The organism is Rahnella sp. ATs2 (assembly GCF_051851855.1).
Taxonomy (GTDB): Bacteria; Pseudomonadota; Gammaproteobacteria; order Enterobacterales; family Enterobacteriaceae; genus Rahnella; species Rahnella variigena.
The window spans coordinates 206030-226912 of the sequence record NZ_JBLYPL010000004.1 but is presented as its reverse complement, the minus strand read 5'-3'; the positions used below and the strand labels follow the sequence as shown (position 1 = coordinate 226912).

19 protein-coding genes are annotated in these 20883 nt (G+C 53.4%); 10 read left to right on the top strand and 9 right to left on the bottom strand.

Annotated elements, in window-relative coordinates:
• The 5 genes from ACJY2G_RS05590 (at window position 1) to ACJY2G_RS05570 (ending at window position 5110) form a co-directional block, all read left to right on the top strand.
• Complete coding sequence (locus tag ACJY2G_RS05590) at window positions 1-978, top strand: TRAP transporter substrate-binding protein (RefSeq protein ID WP_120163261.1); 978 nt, start codon at window positions 1-3, stop codon at window positions 976-978.
• A 56-nt stretch (window positions 979-1034) separates the two neighbouring features.
• Entirely contained in the window at window positions 1035-1547 is a 513-nt protein-coding gene (locus ACJY2G_RS05585; RefSeq protein ID WP_120163262.1) for a TRAP transporter small permease, read from the top strand.
• Window positions 1548-1559: 12 nt separating this feature from the next.
• Window positions 1560-2852 carry a TRAP transporter large permease gene (locus tag ACJY2G_RS05580; protein WP_112287742.1) on the top strand — a complete coding sequence of 431 codons (1293 nt, stop codon included), beginning with the start codon at window positions 1560-1562 and terminating at the stop codon, window positions 2850-2852.
• Window positions 2853-3042: 190 nt separating this feature from the next.
• A complete protein-coding gene (gene metC, locus ACJY2G_RS05575; protein WP_430319979.1) occupies window positions 3043-4236 on the top strand; it encodes a cystathionine beta-lyase in 1194 nt (397 codons plus the stop codon).
• Window positions 4237-4450: 214 nt separating this feature from the next.
• Window positions 4451-5110 (top strand): DedA family protein, encoded by a 660-nt coding sequence (locus ACJY2G_RS05570; RefSeq protein ID WP_112287744.1) that lies wholly within the window; start codon window positions 4451-4453, stop codon window positions 5108-5110.
• A gap of 33 nt (window positions 5111-5143) precedes the next feature.
• Here the strand turns inward: ACJY2G_RS05570 and ACJY2G_RS05565 are convergent, their stop codons facing one another.
• A complete protein-coding gene (locus ACJY2G_RS05565) occupies window positions 5144-6079 on the bottom strand; it encodes an AraC family transcriptional regulator (protein ID WP_430319980.1) in 936 nt (311 codons plus the stop codon).
• A gap of 305 nt (window positions 6080-6384) precedes the next feature.
• On the opposite strand from ACJY2G_RS05565, the gene ahr reads away from it, so the two are divergent.
• Both ahr and dkgA read left to right on the top strand, forming a co-directional pair.
• Entirely contained in the window at window positions 6385-7425 is a 1041-nt protein-coding gene (ahr, locus tag ACJY2G_RS05560) for an NADPH-dependent aldehyde reductase Ahr (protein ID WP_113877384.1), read from the top strand.
• 133 nt (window positions 7426-7558) lie between these two features.
• Window positions 7559-8383: a 2,5-didehydrogluconate reductase DkgA gene (gene dkgA, locus ACJY2G_RS05555; RefSeq protein WP_112287747.1), complete on the top strand. Its 825-nt coding sequence runs from the start codon at window positions 7559-7561 to the stop codon at window positions 8381-8383.
• A 64-nt stretch (window positions 8384-8447) separates the two neighbouring features.
• Here the strand turns inward: dkgA and ftsP are convergent, their stop codons facing one another.
• The 3 genes from ftsP to parC form a co-directional block, all read right to left on the bottom strand.
• Window positions 8448-9863, bottom strand: coding sequence for a cell division protein FtsP (gene ftsP, locus ACJY2G_RS05550; protein WP_113877383.1), 1416 nt, complete (start codon window positions 9861-9863; stop codon window positions 8448-8450).
• An 83-nt stretch (window positions 9864-9946) separates the two neighbouring features.
• Entirely contained in the window at window positions 9947-10684 is a 738-nt protein-coding gene (locus ACJY2G_RS05545; protein ID WP_112286706.1) for a 1-acylglycerol-3-phosphate O-acyltransferase, read from the bottom strand.
• A gap of 218 nt (window positions 10685-10902) precedes the next feature.
• Window positions 10903-13176, bottom strand: coding sequence for a DNA topoisomerase IV subunit A (parC, locus tag ACJY2G_RS05540; RefSeq protein ID WP_112286707.1), 2274 nt, complete (start codon window positions 13174-13176; stop codon window positions 10903-10905).
• Between the two features lie 325 nt (window positions 13177-13501).
• On the opposite strand from parC, the gene ACJY2G_RS05535 reads away from it, so the two are divergent.
• Window positions 13502-14089, top strand: a complete 588-nt coding sequence (locus ACJY2G_RS05535; RefSeq protein ID WP_112286708.1) for an NAD(P)H-dependent oxidoreductase — start codon at window positions 13502-13504, stop codon at window positions 14087-14089.
• Between the two features lie 31 nt (window positions 14090-14120).
• The gene (locus tag ACJY2G_RS05530) at window positions 14121-14426 is read left to right on the top strand and encodes a putative quinol monooxygenase (RefSeq protein ID WP_113877380.1); all 306 of its coding nucleotides are present in this window, start codon (window positions 14121-14123) and stop codon (window positions 14424-14426) included.
• 86 nt (window positions 14427-14512) lie between these two features.
• Here ACJY2G_RS05530 and parE read toward each other — a convergent pair whose 3' ends face one another.
• From parE to nudF, 5 genes are all read right to left on the bottom strand, one after another.
• Entirely contained in the window at window positions 14513-16408 is a 1896-nt protein-coding gene (parE, locus tag ACJY2G_RS05525) for a DNA topoisomerase IV subunit B (protein WP_112286710.1), read from the bottom strand.
• A 115-nt stretch (window positions 16409-16523) separates the two neighbouring features.
• Window positions 16524-17105, bottom strand: coding sequence for an esterase YqiA (gene yqiA / locus ACJY2G_RS05520; protein WP_112286711.1), 582 nt, complete (start codon window positions 17103-17105; stop codon window positions 16524-16526).
• A complete protein-coding gene (gene cpdA / locus ACJY2G_RS05515; RefSeq protein ID WP_217173546.1) occupies window positions 17102-17932 on the bottom strand; it encodes a 3',5'-cyclic-AMP phosphodiesterase in 831 nt (276 codons plus the stop codon). The genes yqiA and cpdA overlap by 4 nt, the downstream gene beginning before the upstream one ends.
• A 27-nt stretch (window positions 17933-17959) precedes the next feature.
• Window positions 17960-18385: a DUF1249 family protein gene (locus ACJY2G_RS05510; protein WP_095923552.1), complete on the bottom strand. Its 426-nt coding sequence runs from the start codon at window positions 18383-18385 to the stop codon at window positions 17960-17962.
• The gene (nudF, locus tag ACJY2G_RS05505; protein ID WP_112286713.1) at window positions 18385-19017 is read right to left on the bottom strand and encodes an ADP-ribose diphosphatase; all 633 of its coding nucleotides are present in this window, start codon (window positions 19015-19017) and stop codon (window positions 18385-18387) included. The genes ACJY2G_RS05510 and nudF overlap by 1 nt, the downstream gene beginning before the upstream one ends.
• A 224-nt stretch (window positions 19018-19241) precedes the next feature.
• Between nudF and tolC the strand changes: the two genes are divergently transcribed.
• Window positions 19242-20741: an outer membrane channel protein TolC gene (gene tolC / locus ACJY2G_RS05500; RefSeq protein WP_276320306.1), complete on the top strand. Its 1500-nt coding sequence runs from the start codon at window positions 19242-19244 to the stop codon at window positions 20739-20741.
• Window positions 20742-20883: the final 142 nt, after the last annotated feature.

Here is a 20883-nt window from a genome sequence, read left to right as displayed (position 1 = left end):
ATGAAAATGCAAAAAGCACTTCTCAGCCTTTGCCTGAGTTCCGCGACCCTCTTATTTACCGCGGGTGTATCCGCACAAACACTGAAGGCCGCCGACGTGCATCCGCAAGGCTATCCAAACGTCGTCGCCGTTCAGCACATGGGCGAAAAGCTGCAAAAGCAAACGGACGGACGCCTCGAAATCAAAACGTTCCCTGGCGGTGTTCTGGGAGATGAAAAGCAGGAAATTGAACAGGCACAGCTTGGCGCGCTGGATATTATCCGCGTATCGATGACGCCGGTTGCCTCGATTTTACCGGAGATAAACGTCTTCACCCTGCCCTATATATTCCGCGATGAAGACCACATGCACAAAGTGCTCGACGGTCAGATTGGTAAAGAAATCGGCGACAAAATCACCAACAACCCGAACTCCCGTCTGGTATTCCTCGGCTGGATGGACGGCGGCACGCGCAACCTGATCACCAAAGAGCCGGTGGTGAAACCGGAAGATTTGCACGGCATGAAAATCCGCGTACAAGGCAGCCCGATTGCGCTGGCGACGCTGAAAGCCATGGGCGCTAACCCGGTGGCGATGGGCGTCAGTGAAGTGTTCAGCGGCATGCAGACCGGGGTTATCGACGGTACCGAAAACAACCCACCGACGTTTGTCGCCCACAACTATCTGCCGGTGGTAAAAAACTACACCTACAGCCGTCACTTCATCATTCCGGAGCTGTTCCTGTATTCAAAGGTGAAATGGGACAAACTGAAACCGGAAGACCAGCAGTTAATCCTCAAACTGGCGAAAGAAGCACAGGACGAGCAACGCGAACTGTGGAAAGCCTATAACGAGAAAGCGCTGGCAACGATGAAAGCAGGCGGCGTGAAATTCCAGGAGATCGACCCTGCGACTTATGTCAAAGCCACGCAATCCGTGCGCGATGAATTCGGCAAAGACCATCAGGAACTGATGCAGCAAATCGCTGACGTTCAGTAAACCCTGACTCCGGCAGCCTGCGGGCTGCCTCTTTATGATCTTTCGCCGGGGGATTTATGGTCTCGAGTTATCACACCCTGATGGACATTCTTTACCGCTGCGCGATGTGGCTCGCCGGTATTGCGTTACTGCTGATGGTCGCGGTGATCCCGGTTGGGATCTTCGCCCGCTACGTGATGAACAGCGCCCTGTCGTGGCCGGAGCCGATTGCGATTATGTGCATGGTGACGTTCACCTTTATCGGTGCCGCCGTCAGTTACCGCGCCGGTTCGCACATTGTGGTGGCGATGGTCACCGACCGTCTGCCGCCTGCGCTGAAAAAATTCTCCGCCCTGCTGGCTGACCTGATGATGCTGGCGATCAGCGTGTTTATTTTCTGGTACAGCCTGCAATTGTGCAGCGAACTCTGGCAACAACCGGTGGCGGAATTCCCGCTGCTGACCGCCGGACAGACCTATCTGCCGCTGCCCATAGGTTCTGCGCTGACGCTGTTATTCATCATTGAGCAGATCGTTGCCGGCCCGCAGCACCAGCGGCCTGTAGTGATGCTGGGCAATTCTGACGCCTGACCGGAGCCTGTTATGGATGCATTAATCTTGTTGTTAACGCTGGCGGTGATGCTGGCGATTGGCGTGCCGGTCGCTTACGCCGTCGGGCTGAGCGCGCTGGCGGGAGCCTGGTGGATTGACCTGCCGTTTGAAGCGCTGATGATCCAGCTGACCAACGGCGTGAATAAGTTCTCTCTGCTGGCGATCCCGTTCTTTATTCTGGCGGGCGCGATCATGGCCGAAGGAGGGATCGCCCGCAGGCTGGTCAGTTTTGCCTACATCTTTGTCGGGTTTATCCGCGGCGGACTGTCGCTGGTGAATATCGTCGCCTCGACCTTTTTTGGCGCGATTTCCGGGTCCTCGGTAGCAGACACTGCATCGATCGGCTCGGTGATGATCCCTGAAATGGAGAAGAAAGGTTATCCGCGTGACTTTGCGGCAGCGGTGACCGCCAGCGGTTCGGTGCAGGCGATCCTCACGCCACCCAGCCATAATTCGGTGATTTATTCACTGGCGACCGGCGGCACGGTGTCGATTGCCGCGCTGTTCATCGCCGGTATTCTGCCCGGTTTACTGCTCAGCCTGACACTGATGGTGATGTGCGTGGTGTTTGCGCACAAACGCGGTTATCCAAAAGGCGAACGCGTGCCGTTCCGCCAGGCGCTGAAGATTTTCATCGACACGCTGTGGGGGCTGATGACCGTCGTCATCATCATGGGCGGTATTCTCAGCGGAGTATTTACCGCAACGGAATCTGCGGCGATTGCCTGCTTGTGGTCATTCTTCGTCACCATGTTTATCTACCGCGATTATAAGTGGAGCGAGCTGCCAAAACTCATGTACCGCACGGTCAAAACCGTCAGCATCGTCATGATCCTGATAGGCTTTGCTGCCAGCTTTGGCGCAGTGATGACCTACATGCAGTTGCCGATGCGCATCACCGAATTCTTCACTTCGATCTCCGACAACAAGTACGTGATCCTCATGTGGATCAACATCATGCTGTTGCTGATCGGCACGCTGATGGACATGGCGCCGATCATTCTGATCCTGACGCCGGTGCTGTTGCCAGTGGTGTTATCACTCGGCATTGATCCGGTGCATTTCGGCATGATCATGCTGGTGAATCTGGGGATCGGGCTGATCACCCCGCCGGTCGGCTCGGTGCTGTTTGTCGCCAGTGCGGTGAGTAAACAGAGCATTGAGAAAGTGGTCAAAGCCATGATGCCGTTCTACTGCGTGCTGTTCGTGGTGCTGATGCTGGTGACCTATATCCCGACCATTTCGCTGTTCCTGCCCAAACTGTTTGGCGTTTATACCGGCTGATACCCAAAACTCGTTTCTCCCTTGCCCGTCGTCACGACGGGCTTTTTTTTCTGTGAAACGGGCGCGGGCTGCTGAAATTTTCTCATCCACCCGCCAAAAGCCTGATCCCTGAAATTCATCATGTTAAGTTAATGACATATCGGCGGATGCTGGTGCATGCCGCGCAACGTAACAGGGTGAAATACGGATTATGACGTCTAAAAAAATTGAAACCGCGCTGGTCAGCGCCGGACGGGACAAGAAGTTCACGCAAGGCTCCGTGAATGCGGTCATTCAGCGTGCGTCATCTTTGGTGTTTGAAACCGTCGCGGATAAAAAACACGCCACCGCCAACCGTGCTAACGGCGAGCTGTTTTACGGACGCCGCGGCACCCTGACGCATTTCTCGCTACAGGAAGCGATGGTTGAACTGGAAGGCGGCGCGGGGTGCGCGCTGTATCCGTGCGGTGCGGCGGCGGTCAGTAACGCGGTGCTTTCCTTTGTCAGCAGCGGGGACCACATTCTGGTGGCCGGTTCATCTTACGAACCGACGCAGGATTTCTGTGAAAAAGTGCTGAAAAAACTCGGTGTTTCCACCACCTATTTTCCTGCCAATATCGGTGCTGAGTTAGGTTCACTGATGCAGCCCAACACCAAAGTGGTGTTCCTCGAATCGCCGGGTTCTATCACCATGGAAGTCCCGGATATTCCGGCAATGGTGAAAACCGTGCGCGCGGTGAACCCGGACGTTGTCATCATGATCGATAACACCTGGGCGGCGGGCATTCTGTTTAAAGCGCTGGAATTTGATATCGATATTTCGATTCAGGCAGGCACCAAATATATCGTCGGTCATTCTGATGCGATGATTGGCACCGCCGTTTCTAATGAACGTTGCTGGGCGCAGTTACGTGAACATTCCTATCTGATGGGGCAAATGGTCGATGCTGATACCGCGTATGTCGCCAGCCGCGGGCTGCGCACCATGGGCGTGCGGCTGAAACAGCATGCAGAAAGCAGTATCCGCATCGCACAGTGGCTGGCGGAGCGTCCGGAAGTGGCAGTGGTCAATCATCCGGCATTGCCCGGCAGCAAAGGCCATGAATTCTGGAAGCGGGATTTCACCGGCAGCTGTGGCCTGTTCTCTTTTGTGCTGAAACAGCGCCTGAGCAAACAACAGCTTTCTGACTATCTCGACCACTTCGAGCATTTCAGCATGGCGTATTCGTGGGGCGGCTTTGAATCGCTGGTTCTGGCCAATCAGCCGGAAGAAATTCAGGCTATCCGCCCGGCGGAAACCGTCGACTTTACCGGCACGCTGGTTAGATTACATATCGGGCTGGAAAACTGTGACGATCTGATTGCCGATCTTTCAACGGCTTTTGAACGGATAACGACTTCCTGAGCCACAGAGATTGCGACATAACGCGCAGATCGGTAAGGTAAGTGGCGGATATTCATTCGCAAAATGATAATAATCTGTAAGCTCTTTAGAGCTCCGGGCGACTGATGCCGGAGCCTTCTGTCTTTTTTACAGTGTCCTCAGATCAACATATCCGACATCGATCCGCGTTACACTGGCAGGCGACAGTTTTTAATGAACAGAAACAGGACAGAATATGGCAGTGCTTTGCGACATTTTTCATGCGCTCTGGCAGCATGATTTCAGTATGCTCGCCGACCCGAATCTCCTCTGGGTCATTTATGCCGTCCTGTTTGCCACGCTGTTTCTGGAAAACGGCTTATTACCTGCCTCTTTCCTGCCCGGTGACAGCCTGCTGCTGCTGACCGGCGCGCTGATTGCTAAAGGCGTCATGAGCTTCGTCCCTACCCTGATTATTCTGGTGACGGCCGCGAGCCTCGGCTGCTGGCTGAGTTATATTCAGGGACGCTGGCTGGGTCACACCAAACTGGTCAAAGGCTGGCTGTTACAGCTTCCGGCGCATTATCACCAGCGTGCGCATCAGATGTTTATTCAGCACGGGCTGATGGCGCTGCTGGTCGGGCGTTTTCTGGCTTTCGTGCGGACACTGTTACCGACAATGGCTGGGATTTCTGGCCTCAATAATGCCCGCTTCCAGTTCTTTAACTGGCTGAGCGCCATATTGTGGGTAGGTGTGGTGATTTCTCTGGGCTTCGCACTGAGCCACATTCCGATTGTTAAACGCCATGAAGATCAGGTCATGGCGGGACTGATGATTTTACCGGTTCTGTTGCTGGTCGTCGGTCTGGCTGGCGCGGTGCTGGTTATCTGGAAGAAACGTAAATGTCGTTTCTGAGCCCTTTCTGAAATCCTTTGAAAACTGACCGGTTCAGGCCTTAAATGCCCCGTCCGCTAGCGCCAGCACACCGGAACTCCCTTCGCGCAGACGCGCCATCTCATCACTCGGCGTGACGCCAAAATAGCGTTTGAACTCCCGGCTGAACTGGGATGCGCTTTCATACCCCACCTGTAATGCCGCCACGCTGGCTTTCACACCATCATAAATCATCAAAGTACGCGCACGGTGCAGGCGATAGGTTTTCAGATACTGCAGCGGCGAGGTGCTGGTCACGGCTTTGAAGTTATGGTGAAACGCCGAAATACTCATGTTCACTTCACTGGCCAGCGTTTCCACGCTGAGATTGTCGGCGTACTGTGCCTCAATACGGCGCAGGGATTTGGCAATCTGGCTGAAATGGGTATGACGATTAACCAGCGCCTGGAGCGCGCCGCCGTTCTCGCTGGTCAGAATAAAGAACAGTATTTCGCGGATAATTTTAGGCCCCAGAATACGGGCGTGCAGTGGCTTATCCATCACATCCAGCAGGCGCTCGGTCGCACAAAGAATATCGCCATCCAGCACGCCGGAGTTGATGCCTGTTGACGATTCTTTCTGACGCACCATGCTTTCGTCGCCCATATCCATCAGCAGATCCTGCAACATCAGGTTATCAATGCTGATCTGAATACCGGCCAGCGGCTCTTCGGGGCTGCTGAAGGTTTCACATTCGAAAGGCAGCGGAACGGTCAGCATCAGATAATTGTGCGGATCGTAAGAGAAGGTTTTCTTGCCCAGATAACCGACTTTTCGCCCCTGAAAAAGGATAACAATGCCGGGATTGTACAAAACCGGCTGACGCGGATGGTAACGTGTGGTGTACATCAGCGTCACCTGCGGAACCGCCGACGGCACGAGATTTTTATCACCACTGAGCCGGGCGACTCTTGCCGCCATGCGGGCGCACAGGCTGTTCACGTTTTCCATTATTTCGCTCCACATATTCACTAAACTGGCACTGATTCTGCCATAACCTCCTGCGTTCCTACAGAGACAAGCAGAAACAGGCAAGACTCTGGCAGAAATGGGCATCATGCTGCTGCCCATTTTCTCTTACAGTTAATGTCGCCTTCCGCAGGGGGACACACCTGCATAAATGCGATGAACTGCTAGTCTGTATGGACGCACTTTTCATTCGCTGATCGTGAGCGACCTTCGGTCACCGATTCTTTTTTTCTGATAACTCCTTATTTCAATTCATTATTCGTCTAACCAAGAGTTCGGAGGATTGTATGTCTGCACCTGTTGCTGCTGAAAATACCTTTAACGCCTGGGCCGCTGCCGGCCCGAACCAGCCACTTGAAGCGTTTGCTTTCGACGCGGGCCCGATTGGCGACGAAGAAATTGAAGTCGCCATTGATTATTGCGGCGTTTGCCATTCGGATCTGTCGATGCTCAATAATGACTGGGGCATCACGCAGTATCCGTTTGTTCCGGGCCATGAAGTGGTCGGCAAAATCGTCAAAATTGGTAATCATGCGCAGAACAAAGGGCTGAAAGTCGGCCAGATTGTCGGCGTGGGCTGGAACCGTGGCAGCTGTATGCACTGTCACCCTTGTATGTCCGGCGATCAGCACCTTTGTCATGACGTGGAAGCCACCATCATCGGCCATCACGGCGGTTTCGCGGACAAGATCCGCAGCCACTGGGCGTGGGCTATTCCGCTGCCGGAAGGCGTGGATATCACCAGCGCCGGTCCGTTGTTCTGTGGCGGTATTACCGTCTTTAACCCGCTGTTGCAGTTTGGCGTGCTGCCGACTCACCGCGTTGGCGTGATTGGCATCGGCGGTTTAGGTCACATGGCGCTGCGCTTCCTGAATGCCTGGGGCTGCGAAGTCACTGCGTTTACATCATCGCTGGCGAAACGTGACGAAGCGGTTTCACTCGGTGCGCACCGCGTTATTGCTACCCGTGACAGTGATGAACTGAAGAAAATCGCCGGTCAGCTGGACTTCATTATGGTCACCGCCAATGCCTCGCTGGACTGGGACGCCATTATTGGCGCACTGGCACCGAAAGGCCGTCTGCACTTTGTCGGCGTGGTACCGGAAGCGGTACCGCTGCATGTGATGGCGCTGATCAGCAAACAGGCTGAGGTTTCCGGTTCACCGACCGGTTCCCCTTCCCGCCTGGCTGATATGCTGGCGTTCTGCGCCCGTCATGACATCACGCCGCAGGTTGAGCACTTCCCGCTGAGCAAAATCAATGATGCCGTAGAGCATCTGCATGAAGGGAAAGCGCGCTATCGCGTGGTGCTGGATATGAACGCCTAGGCATCTTCCGTGTCTGAATATGAATATACGTAGCCTGCTCAGCAAGATGCCGTTTCGTTTACTAGACTTAACGTCAATCCCTACACGGTGCCCGTCCTCTGCGGCGGGTACTCTGCCCTGAAAGGAGAAACTCATGGCAACGCAACCCATCATCAAACTTCACGATGGCAATCTGATGCCTCAGTTAGGACTTGGCGTATGGAAAGCCAGTAATCAGGAAGCCACCAGCGCGGTGAAAACGGCGATCGAAACCGGTTATCGTCATATTGATACCGCCGCCATCTACAAAAATGAGGAAGGCGTCGGCGAAGCAATTGCCGCCAATCTGGTGCCTCGCGAAGAGCTGTTTATCACCACCAAACTGTGGAATGACGATCAGCTGAACGCACCACAGGCGCTGGAAACCAGCCTTAAAAAGCTGAAAACCGATTATGTCGATTTATACCTGATCCACTGGCCGCAACCGGCTCAGGGGCATTACGTCGATGCCTGGAAAGCGCTGCTGAAACTGAAAGAACAAGGTCTGGCGAAAAGCATCGGCGTGTGTAATTTCCCGCTGCAACATTTGCAGAAGCTGAAAGATGAAACCGGCATTTTCCCTGTCGTGAATCAGATTGAGCTTCACCCGCTGATGCAACAGCGCCAGCTGCATGCCTGGAACGCCACACACACCATCGCCACCGAATCCTGGAGCCCGCTGGCACAGGGCGGCGAAGGCGTGTTTGATCAGCCGCTGATCCAGAAACTGGCGGAAAAATACGACAAGACGCCTGCGCAGATTGTTATCCGCTGGCACTTAGATAACGGGCTGATTGTTATCCCGAAATCGGTAACACCAAAACGCATCCGCGAAAACTTCGACGTGTTTGATTTCAAACTGGAGAAGGAAGAACTTGCGGAAGTCACCAAGCTGGATAAAGAGCAGCGTCTGGGGCCGGATCCGGAAAAAGATCTGTAAGCCGTTTGAGAGTGCAGAAAAACAAAAACCCGCCGAGGCGGGTTTTTTATTGCGCGAATGACGCTTACATCGAAGGCTGTACCAGCATATTGGCCGCTGAGCCGCGATCGGCCAGTTCCAGCGCGCCACTACGGTAGACGAACGGGAAGTGCTCATAAGAAGGCTGATTGAAATACACCAGCAGTTCGACATCGCCATCGACCCAAACGGTATCTTTGAATCCGGCATCCTCCACCAGCGGCGCGGCGCCATTGACGCTTTTAACCAGGAAGGACACCCCTTCAACATGGAACGTCTGCGGTAAATCCGCATGCACCGTCCAGCGTTCCCACGTGCCTTGCTGCGCAGTCAGATCGATACGGTTGATATCCCACAGCGCGCCGTTGATCCCCGGTTCACTGTCGCCTAAGCGCAGGTCACGGGTACGGACGACGTTGCCGGTCAGGATCTGATCGGCCAGCAAACGCATCGGCAGATTATCCGTCACCAATGGCAGCAGGCCGGTCGGTTTCAGGGTCAGCACGATGGTAGAAACCAAAATGCTTGAAGGTTCGAACAGGCCGCGCAGTCTGTCCATCACGCCTGCGGCTTCACCGGCAGTAATCGACACTTCTTCGCCCTGCGACATATCCACCAGCACTTCGCGGCGCTCGCCCGGCCCGAGAGAAAGACGTTTTACCGTCATTGGCGCTGGCAGGAAACCCAGATCGGAACCGACAACGTGGAACGCGCGGTTATCGGTCATGCTCAGTTCGTAACGGCGCGCATTCGAGGCATTGAGTAAACGCAGACGCACCCAGCCACGTGAAACTTCAACGAACGGGCTTTGCACGCCATTCACCAGCATGGTATCGCCAAAGAATCCGCCGGAAGCCGGTGTGTCGTATTGCGGCACGCCGAACCCATCCAGACGCTTGTCCTGAATGATGATCGGGAAGTCATCCACGCCGTAATGATTCGGTAACGGCAGATTCTTGCTGACTTCGTCCTCGACAATCCACATCCCCGCTAAACCGTTATAAACGTGCGGTGCCATGCGGTTCGGGGTATTGGCGTGATACCAGCAGGTCGCCGCCGCCTGACGAATAGGCAATACCGGAGACCAGTCAACGCCCGGCTGCATCAGACGCGCGGCGCCACCGGTTAAGGTGCCCGGTTCAAGCAGACCGCTGACGGTCATAGAAACAGCTTCTGCCAGACGGTTGCTGTAAATCAGTTTTACGTCATCACCGCTGTGTACTTTGACCGTCGGGCCAAGATACATGCCATTGATGCCCCAGACCGGCGCTTTTGCGCCACCCAGGAATGACCAGTGAGCAGCCTGCAAAGTCAGAAACAGGGGTTGTCCGCGACGCGATTCGAGCAACGGCGGAACGGGCAATACAGGTTGCGAACCACTCGCTTCTGCTTTTAATGGCAGAGCACCTGCGGCAAGAGCCACGCCGGAGGCTTGCAGGAACGAGCGACGACTGAGTGACATATCTTCTCCATGAAAACAAAATCAGGAACTGTGTAGAATCCGCCGCCATCAATGGCAGCGGGAAAAATGGCATCAACTGAATTTTATTTTTTTGCGGCGGCTTCGCGCTGCGCCACTTCGGCATCCAGCTCAGCAATTTTGTCCGCCATGATCTGACGGCAATGCTCGGACAACTCACGCAGGCGCTCTTTGGTATAACCGCTGGTGTCGATTGGCGGCAGCATCTCAACAATCACCAGACCGTTTGACCAGCGATTTAACTTCACCTTGTTACTGGTGTTCGATACGCAGATCGGCACAATCGGCACGCCGGCAGCAATGGCAGCATGGAAAGCGCCGGTTTTAAATGGCATCAGGCCACGGCCACGGCTGCGGGTCCCTTCCGGGAACATCCAGATCGACAGATTCTTTTTCTTAATCTGGGTCACGACCTGAGAAATGGTACCGTGCGCTTTGGCGCGATTATCTCGGTCAATCAGCAGGTTGCCCGTCAGCCAGTAAAGCTGACCAAAGAACGGGATCCAGGCCAGGCTTTTCTTGCCGACGGTCACCGTTCCTGGCATGACGACGGACGAAGCCGTCACCATGTCATAATTGTTCTGATGGTTGGCAATATAAATACAGTTGCCGTTATTCACTGCTTCTGCAGGAATACGTTGTTCAACACGAAGGCCAAATACCGGTGCCAGACGACCAAACAGCTTACCGAAAGTCGACACATGTTTCGGGTTACGCGGACTGAAAAGACAATAAATACAACCAAAAACAGAGACCAGAATCGAGTAAACCACCACGATAATCAGACGCAAAATAAATAACATAACATCCTCTTAAAACTACAGCCGAAGCCAGTAAGAAACCTGTGCAGTTTCGCTCCCTGTGAGGTGAACTATTCTCAAGCCTCATTCAGCAGGGCACAACGGTTTTATTGATACAAATGTAAAATCTTTGCACTGCACAACAGTCTCAGGCCGCTGCAAACCTCTCAAACGAGTTCAGGGCACAAATGTGCCCTGTCTGTTAAGAAGTTACAGCCATTTTATTCTTCGCTGTCACCACCACCGGTGCGCACAGGCGCATCGACTTCAACCCGATCGATACGTTGCAGCCCGCGTGGCAGCAGGGTTCCCTTGCGGCCACGTTCAGCACGGAATTTCTGCAAATCTTCCGGACGCAGAACCAGCTTACGTTTACCCACGTGCAGGGTAACTGATGTTTGCGGTGGCAACACCAGCAGCCATTGTAGTTTATCTTCACCACTTGCTGCTTGCGCAGAAGGGATTGAAACAATTTTGTTACCTTTGCCTTTCGACAACTGAGGCAAATCAGCCACCGGGAACATCAGCATCCGGCCCGCGGCAGTGATCGACAGCAACATATCATCAGCGCCATGCAACTCCATTGGCGGGAACGCTTTCGCATTTTCCGGCAAGGTGATCATCGCTTTACCGGCACGGTTGCGCGCCACTAAATCATTGAAGGTACAGACGAAACCGTAACCGGCATCGGAAGCCATCAGTAACTTCTGATCGTCGGCAGCCATCAGCACGTGTTCAATGGTCGCGCCCGGCGGCGGCGTCAGTTTACCGGTCAGTGGTTCACCCTGGCCGCGCGCCGATGGCAACGTGGTCGGATCCAGCGCGTAACTGCGCCCGGTGGAATCCATAAACACCACCGGCTGATTGCTCTTGCCTTTCGCTGCAGCACGGAAACTGTCGCCGGCTTTGTAGCTCAGGCCGGAAGCATCAATGTCATGACCTTTAGCACTGCGCACCCAGCCAGATTCGGACAACACAATCGTGACCGGCTCAGACGGAATGAAATCGTGCTCGCTCATCGCTTTAGCTTCTTCGCGTTCAGTGATCGGCGAACGACGCTCGTCACCAAAGGCTTCAGCATCAGCCTGAATTTCTTTGCGGATCAGTGTGCTGAGTTTGCGTTCAGAGGCCAGCAGCGCCTGCAGCTGATCGCGCTCTTTCGCCAGTTCATCCTGCTCACCGCGGATCTTGGTTTCTTCGAGTTTCGCCAAATGACGTAATTTCAACTCGAGAATCGCTTCTGCCTGAGTATCAGACAGCTCAAAACGCTGCATCAGCACCGGTTTTGGCTCGTCTTCGCTACGGATGATGTGAATAACTTCATCAATATTCAGGAACGCCGTCAGCAAACCCTCGAGGATATGCAGACGTTTCAGCACTTTATCGAGGCGGTAATTCAGACGACGGCGTACGGTATCGCGACGATAAACCAGCCATTCGGTCAGAATTTCCAGCAACCCTTTCACCTGAGGACGGTGATCAAGGCCGATCATATTCATGTTGATGCGGTAGCTGCGTTCCAGATCCGTGGTCGCGAACAGGTGATTCATCACCTGATCAAGGTCGATACGGTTAGAACGCGGAACCACCACCAGACGCGTCGGGTTCTCGTGATCGGATTCGTCACGCAGATCTTCGACCATCGGCAGCTTTTTGGCACGCATCTGGTTGGCAATTTGTTCCAGCACTTTCGCACCGGACACCTGATGCGGTAACGCGGTGATCACCGCGCTGCCATCTTCTTTGTGCCAGACCGCACGCATACGCACCGAGCCTTTGCCCGATTCGTACATTTTGCGGATTTCATTGCGTGGCGTAATGATTTCGGCTTCGGTCGGGAAATCTGGCCCCTGAACGAATTCCAGCAAATCTTCCAGCGAGCTGTTCGGTTTTTCCAGCAACGCGACCGCAGCGGCAGCCACTTCACGGATGTTATGCGGCGGAATATCCGTCGCCATCCCGACCGCAATGCCGGTGGTGCCATTGAGCAGAATATTCGGCAGACGCGCAGGCAGCATTTTCGGCTCCTGCATGGTGCCGTCAAAGTTCGGTACGTAATCAACCGTCCCCTGCCCTAATTCACGTAACAGAACGTCGGCATATTTCGACAGACGCGATTCGGTATAACGCATCGCAGCGAAGGATTTCGGATCATCCGGCGCCCCCCAGTTCCCTTGCCCGTCAACCAGCGGATAACGGTAAGAGAAAGGCTGCGCCATCAGCACCATCGCTTCGTAACAGGCGCTGTCGCCATGCGGATGGTATTTACCCAGCACGTCACCGACGGTACGCGCGGATTTTTTGAATTTGGCGTTATTACTCAGGCCCAGCTCGGACATCGCATAAATAATACGGCGCTGTACCGGTTTGAGCCCGTCACCGATAAACGGCAGCGCGCGGTCCATGATGACGTACATGGAATAGTTGAGATAGGCGTTCTCAGTAAACGTGTGCAGGGCTAAACGCTCTGTTCCGTCATGAGTCATTTCGCTCATTGATGTTTAATCCTCAGACCCGTGGCGTTATCGTTTTGGAAATTAAGGAAGCTTGCACCCGCTGGCGCATAGTAAGGCGGCTTACACGAGGCAATGATGTTCGCGATAGTACATCATCTGCCGTATGGCTGTCACAGTTGCTGTGTTTATGCCTTCTTTTTAAACAGTTATTCCGCAATAAAATGGCTAAATTGCCGTGCTGTTTCTTCCATTATTGCATCTGAGTCAATAGTCTTGTGCGCAATATCACATTTTTCTGCGGGGCAGAGTTAAGTACACTACGTGATAACAGCCTGACCACCAGAATTCTATTTAAGGGAACTCCATGAGCAATATCCTGATTATCAATGCCGGCAAAACATTTGCCCATTCCAAAGGCGCACTGAACAACAGCCTGACTGAAGTCGCCACCAGCTTCCTGCGCGACAAAGGCCACGACGTGCGTGTGACCGTGCTGGAAGACGGTTATGACGTGCAAACCGAAATCGAAAGCTATCTGTGGGCAGATGCCATTATTTATCAGCAGCCGGGCTGGTGGATGGGGATGCCATGGACGCTGAAAAAATACATTGATGAAGTGTTCACTGAAGGTCACGGCAAACTGTACGCCAGCGATGGTCGTACCCGTTCTGATGAATCGAAAAAATACGGGTCAGGTGGCCTGCTGCATGGCAAATGCTACATGCTGTCCGTGACCTGGAACGCGCCTCTGGAAGCATTCGAAGATAAAGAACAGTTCTTCCACGGCGTCGGCGTTGACGGCGTTTATCTGGCACAACACAAAGCCAACCAGTTTATCGGCCTCGATACGCTGCCGACCTTTATGTGTAACGACGTGATTAAACAGCCTGATGTGGAAGGTGATTTTGCGCGCTACCGTGCTCACCTTGAAAATGTATTCGGTCAGGCTTAAGGTTTAAGGTCACCCGGGAAAGAGGTTTTTTATGATCACTGTTATTGCTGAAATCAAAGTAAAACCAGGCCGCCGCGATTCGGTTTTGGAAAAAATCACCGCCCTGCTGCCGGACGTTCTGGCTGAAAAAGGCTGCCACCGTTACGAGCCTTACGTTGATTTCAACGGTCAGATCCCGTGGCGTAAAACCGTACCTGATTCCATCTTTATGCTGGAAGACTGGGAAAGCCTGGCGCATCTCGAAGCGCATCAGCAGGCTGAACATATGGACAAGCACCGCGAAAACATCAAAGCCGACGTGCTGGATGTGGTGATCCATATTATTGAGAAAGCGTAGTCGTAAGACCGGCGCAGATTAAAAACAAAAATGCCGGAGCTGTAAAGCGTCCGGCATTTTTTATGGGTGCAGCGAAATGAAAAGGATCAGACGTCCAGTTCGGCAGTGTCGCCTTTTTCCTGCAACCAGTTACGGCGATCTTCAGAACGCTTCTTGGCCAGCAACATATCCATCATGCGCAGCGTCTGATCGATATCCTCTTCATCGATAGTCAGCTGCACCAGACGACGGGTATTCGGATCCAGCGTGGTTTCGCGCAGCTGAAGCGGGTTCATTTCACCCAGACCTTTGAAGCGCTGTACGTTCGGTTTGCCTTTCTTGCGTTTCAGCTGATCCAGCACGCCTTCTTTTTCCTGCTCATCCAGCGCGTAGAACACTTCTTTGCCCAGATCGATACGGTATAAAGGCGGCATCGCCACATACACATGACCACCACGCACCAGGGACCGGAAGTGACGGACAAACAATGCGCACAGCAGCGTGGCGATATGTAAGCCGTCGGAGTCCGCATCCGCAAGGATACAGATCTTGCCGTAACGCAGCTGGGTCAGATCTTCGCTGTCCGGATCGATACCGATCGCCACGGAAATGTCGTGCACTTCCTGCGAAGCCAGCACTTCATCGGAAGAGACTTCCCACGTGTTTAAGATCTTACCTTTGAGCGGCATGATCGCCTGATATTCACGATCACGTGCCTGTTTGGCAGAACCGCCAGCGGAATCCCCTTCCACCAGGAACAGTTCGGTCATGTTCAGATCCTGCGACGTACAGTCCGCCAGTTTGCCCGGCAGCGCAGGACCGCTGGTCAGTTTCTTACGCACGACTTTTTTCGCTGCGCGCAGACGACGCTGAGCGCTGGAAATGCACAGTTCAGCCAGCTGTTCTGCCGCCTGAACGTTCTGGTTCAGCCACAGACTGAACGCATCTTTCACTACGCCGGAAACAAACGCTGCACACTGGCGCGAAGACAGACGTTCTTTGGTCTGACCGGCGAATTGCGGATCCTGCATTTTTACTGACAGCACATAGGCGCAGCGTTCCCAGATATCTTCCGCAGACAGCTTCACGCCGCGCGGCAGGATATTGCGGAACTCGCAGAACTCACGCATGGCGTCGAGCAGCCCCTGACGCAGACCGTTGACGTGTGTACCGCCCTGCATGGTCGGGATCAGGTTGACATAGCTTTCGGTCAGCAGTTCGCCGCCTTCCGGCAGCCACAACAGCGCCCAGTCTACAGCTTCAGTATCACCGGCAAAATTACCGACAAAGGCTTTTTCAGGCAAAGTGATCAGGCCATTGACGGCTTCCATCAGGTAGTCAGTCAGACCGTCTTCATAACACCAGCGTTGCTCGGTGTTATTCACTTTGTCTTTGAACAGAATTTCTACGCCAGGACACAGTACGGCTTTGGCTTTCAGCAAATGGCTGAGGCGGCTGACCGAAAAACGCGGGCTGTCGAAGAAGCTGCCATCTGGCCAGAAATGTACGCTGGTTCCGGTATTGCGTTTACCGCAGGTGCCGGTCACGTGCAAATCCTGCACTTTATCGCCGTTCTCAAACGCCATTTCATACACTTCGCCGCCGCGTTTTACCGCCACTTCGACGCGTTTAGACAAGGCGTTGACCACCGAGATCCCTACGCCGTGCAGGCCGCCGGAGAACTGGTAGTTTTTATTCGAGAATTTACCGCCTGCGTGCAGACGGCAGAAAATCAGTTCAACTGCCGGGACGCCTTCTTCTGCGTGGATATCCACGGGCATACCACGTCCATCATCGATGACTTCAAGAGACTGGTCTTCGTGAAGGATCACTTCGATGCGTTTCGCGTGGCCGGCTAATGCCTCATCCACGCTGTTATCAATAACTTCCTGGCCGAGATGGTTTGGCCGGGTGGTATCGGTATACATGCCCGGACGGCGGCGCACCGGTTCGAGTCCGCTGAGGACCTCTATGGAATCCGCGTTATAAGTTGATTGGCTCATCGTTGATTATTCGTGGCTCATAGGTTTGTGGGCTAACGATACAGTATTTGGGCGGGTAGCAGCACTGGCAGCAAGCAGACGCGATTAATCCGGGGATAAAATCACCCTGACGATGTTAGTCTGCGGCCAGCTCAAGGAAATCTACAATCGGCGAAAAATAACGCTCAAAGCCGACAAATGCATGATTTCCTTCGGGTTCGACCGTCTGGCGACAGGTGGTGTAATAGGCCACAGCCTGACGGTAATCGAGAATTTCATCGCCCGTTTGCTGCAGCAACCAGAGTAAATCCGGTGACTCCAGCGGTTCGACCTGCATCACTTTCAGATCGTAAACGTGGCGTGACTCTAACACATATTGTTGTCCGGTGTAGGGGTTCTCGTTTTGCCCGAGGAAGTCGATCAGCAGCTCATACGGCTTCACCGCAGGGTTCACCACCACCGCAGGCACGGCAAAACATTGCGACAACCAGGTCGCGTAATACCCGCCGAGTGACGAGCCGACAATCCCCAGCTTTTTACCCGCATTGCTGATCACCAGACTCTCAAGTTGTTCGGCCGCATCGGCCGGATAAGGCGGTAACTGCGGGACAACCATATCAATATGGGGATGATTGACCGCCAGCCAGTTTTTCAACGCCGTCGCTTTCGCCGAGTTGGGAGAACTGTTGAATCCGTGCAGGTAAAGTAAGGTGTTCATTCGTAGCCGTCCGACTCCGTGTCAGGATGAAACTCGCTGGTTTCCAGACGGAAGACTTCAGTCTCCACGCGGCCATCCGGATACAAATCGAGATAGCGCCAGCCCGGCGCAACAGTATCAATCGTGAAATTCGTGCAATGTGGTTTGAACTGTACGCAGGTTGACGGCGTCGCGTAAAGACGACGGCCATACCAGTCGAGATCCAGCTCCTGATGAATATGTCCGCACAAAAGCGTATTCACTTTCGGGTAATTCACCAGCGTGTTCGCCAGCATATGCGCATTGCGCAGGCTGTGCTGATCCAGCCACGTACAGCCGGAAGGCAGCGGATGATGATGGAGCATCAGCAATGTAAAACGATCGGGATAAGCATCAAGGCAGCGCACCAGCCATTCCAGCTGATATTCGCTCAGCTCACCGTGAGGCACGCCGAAGACCTGTGTATCAAGCAGGACAATTTGCCAGTGTTCACCGAGGAGAACATGCTTGGAAGGGCTAATACCCGCATCCTGCAAGGCATTGACCATCGCCGGCTGGAAATCATGGTTGCCGGGCAGCCAGACGCAAGGCGCCGTCAGTTCACAGATGCCGCGCGCAAACTGATGGTAGGCTTCCACGGACTGATCCTGCGCCAAGTCACCGGTTGCCGCGATAATATCGACTTCGCGCTGCTGGGCTTTGATTGCGTCCAGCACTGCGCGATAGCTGTTAAACGTATTCACGCCTAACAACGTTTCATCTTCACCGGCAAAGAGATGGGTATCAGTAATTTGTAGAATCCTGACTTTGGCCCCATTCACCAAAGGCAGTGTAAACAGGCTTTCCAAATCGTTTCCTTTGTTGTTGAAGTCTGTCTAACAAACCGGAATTGCCATCGCTCCATGCGCAAGGCAATAACGCAGCCAGTCCGCAAGGAACTGGTTAATTTGATGCTTTTCATCACGCTGATGCAACTTTTTATTCGGGTAATCATAGCGTGCTTTGAAACGAAAGATCTGCTGACTTGCACACACTTCAGCCACCATCGCATCGTGATACAGGCGAACGGTGAGCGAAGGCAGACTCCAGTAACTGACAGCCGGCGCCGTCTGTTTGATTTCCACCAGCGAGGTATAACGCGTTGATTCGAGGATCGTCAGGCAATACGTCGCGCTACTCACCTGATATGTCACGGTTTCACCAGGCTCATCGGTGCGTGGCATTAAACGGCGCAATTGTGCAAAATTGGTTTCGCACAATCTCATCATTTCAGGGAAATCAGGGGTATAGCGCTTAATCATTAGTTGGCCCACTCTTTTCTCAGGGATTCATGGTGCAGCTGCAGCCATTGCAGGGCAATCACTGACGCCGCATTGTCTATCGCTCCTTCTTCCACCCAGCGGTAAGCCTGTTCGCGGCTGACTACATGTACCCGGATGTCTTCATTCTCTGCTTCCAGACCGTGAATTCCCTCTGCCGTCGTGGCATCGACTTCCCCGACCATAATGGAAAGACGCTCGCTGGTTCCGCCCGGACTTGCCAGGTAATTCAGAGCCGGTTTGCAGCGCTTCACCACAATGTTCGCTTCCTCGAGTGCTTCGCGGCGGGCGACATCTTCGACTGTCTCGCCCTCTTCAATGATACCGGCGACCATCTCCAGAAGCCAAGGGGTATCACTTGAATCCAATGCGGGGATACGGATCTGCTCAATCAGCACCACTTCATCCCGTTGCGGATCATAAGGTAATAGCACGGCGGCATGTCCGCGCTCGAAAACTTCGCGCACAACTTCCCCGCTCATTTCCCCATTAAACAGCCGATGGCGAAACCGATATGCAATAATAGAAAAAAAACCTTTATATCGCGTCTCACGTGCAATAATTTCTACATCATCTTTACCGAAAGTAACCGGTGACCGTTTAAATGAAGACATGGAATGTTTCCTTAATGCCTCTTAAAGGTAATTTATCGCCCTTTGAGGTCAATTTGATGAAAATGCGTTAATAATAATCAAGGTTGTTTGTGATAGATTTAGGCTCATTCAGTCGGGAAGGCACGTTAAGCCAACCGCCCCGCTAGCCTGACTCTGCTAGAATCCGCGTCTATTGGTAATTTGACTGCGCCACCATACATAACAACATTGCTGCACAACAAGGAATGCAAATGAAGAAACTGCTCCCCCTTCTCATCGGACTCAGCCTGGGCGGCTTTAGTACGATAAGCCAGGCCGAAAACCTGATGCAGGTCTATCAGCAAGCCAGGACAAGTAACCCGGACCTGCGCAAATCTGCTGCTGACCGGGATGCTGCATTCGAAAAAATCAACGAAAGCCGCAGTCCTTTATTACCGCAACTCGGATTGGGTGCGGATTATGGATATACCAATGGCTACCGTGATGCCAATGGCGTTAACAGCGATGTTGGCAGCGCCAGCCTGCAATTAACGCAGACCATTTTTGATATGTCAAAATGGCGCGCCCTGACTTTGCAGGAAAAAACTGCCGGTATTCAGGATGTGTCATATCAGACTGATCAGCAATCATTGATCCTGAATTCCGCAACGGCTTATTTCAACGTTTTGAGTGCGATCGATTCACTCTCTTATACCGAAGCGCAGAAACAGGCAATTTACCGCCAGCTGGATCAAACCACTCAGCGTTTTAACGTGGGTCTGGTTGCCATCACCGACGTGCAGAACGCCCGTTCACAATACGACACCGTGTTGGCGAACGAAGTGACTGCCCGTAATAACCTGGATAACGCACTGGAGTCCCTGCGTCAGGTGACCGGTATGTATTATCCGCAACTGTCTTCCCTGAATGTTGACAACTTCAACACCACGCGTCCGCAACCGGTCGCGACGCTGTTGAAAGAAGCAGAAAGCCGCAACCTGAGCTTGCTGTCTGCGCGTCTGTCACAGGATCTGGCACGTGAGCAAATCCGTTATGCGGAAACCGGCCACATGCCAACAGTGGATCTGACTGCCTCTACCGGCATCAGCAATACCAAGTATCACGGCGACAAAACCGGGGGTTCTTCAAGCTACCAGGATGCCGATGCTGGCCAGAACAAAATTGGTCTGAGCTTCTCCCTGCCACTGTACAGCGGCGGTTCTGTGACCTCTCAGGTCAAACAAGCTCAGTACAACTTCGTTGGCGCCAGCGAACAACTGGAAAGCGCGCACCGCAGCGTTGTTCAGACCGTTCGTTCTTCCTTCAACAACATCTCTGCCTCAATCAGCAGCATCAACGCGTATAAACAAGCCGTTGTTTCTGCTCAGAGTTCTTTAGATGCGATGGAAGCCGGTTATCAGGTGGGTACACGTACCATCGTTGATGTGCTGGATGCGACCACCACGTTGTATAACGCCAAACAACAGCTTTCCAGCGCACGTTACACGTACCTGATCAACCAGCTGAACATCAAGTCCGCGCTGGGTACACTGAACGAAAGCGACCTGCTGGCACTGAACGGTGCTCTGGGTAAACCGGTTCCGACAGCGCCTGATCAGGTTGCGCCGGAAACGCCAGACCAGGATGCAGCGGCAGACGGTTACGGTAACAAAACTGCAGCAGCACCTGCACCACGCGCTCAACAAGCCAGTGCAACGACCTCTGCTAACACCACCAGGAAAAGCGGCAATCCTTTCCAGAACTGATCCTGAAAAGCCCTCCGCATTTCCCCTAAGGCAGCCTGAAAAGGCTGCTTTTTTTTGCCTGTATCACGCCGCTCTGTAAAGTCTCGTAACAATTGCCTGTCGCTGCTTTAACATTAACCAACTTTCCCCTATTCTTAGGCCC